The sequence below is a fragment of the Vibrio sp. 378 genome (assembly GCF_033339435.1).
In genome coordinates, this window is record NZ_JAWOUO010000786.1 from 1 (window position 1) to 607 (window position 607).

A 607-nucleotide genomic window follows, 5' to 3' on the forward strand; every position below is an offset into this window, starting at 1 on the left:
TTACCTCAACCTAGATGAAGTGATTGAGATCATTCGTACCGAAGACGATCCAAAAGCGGTGCTGATGGAACGCTTTGGTATTACCGATATTCAAGCCGATGCGATTCTGGATACCAAACTTCGTCATCTAGCGAAGCTAGAAGAGATGAAGATCCGTGGTGAACAAGACGAACTCGAGAAAGAGCGTGAGAAGCTAGAGCAGCTGCTTGGTTCTGAGCGTCGTCTGAACACACTGCTTAAGAAAGAAATTAAAGCCGACGCAGAGAAATACGGCGATGACCGTCGTTCTCCTTTAGTTGAACGTGCTGAAGCAAAAGCACTGACTGAGCGTGACCTAGTACCAAGTGAACCAATTACCGTTGTACTGTCTGAAAAAGGTTGGGTTCGTCATGCGAAAGGACACGATGTTGATGCGGAAAGCTTGAACTACAAATCAGGCGATAAATACTTGGCGCATGCGCGCGGTAAGAGCAGTCAGCCGGCGGTCTTCCTTGGCAGTGATGGTCGAAGTTACTCGCTTGAGTCGCACTCGTTGCCATCAGCACGTAGTCAAGGTGAGCCGATTACTGGTCGCTTGAATATCACGGCGGGTAGCAGTATTCGTCAG

The 607-nt window shown here is 48.8% G+C and carries 1 protein-coding gene; it reads left to right on the plus strand.

Annotated elements, in window-relative coordinates; genetic code table 11:
* The coding region (locus R7Q48_RS28845; protein WP_318133774.1) for a DNA gyrase subunit A at positions 1-607 on the plus strand (607 nt) is incomplete at both ends.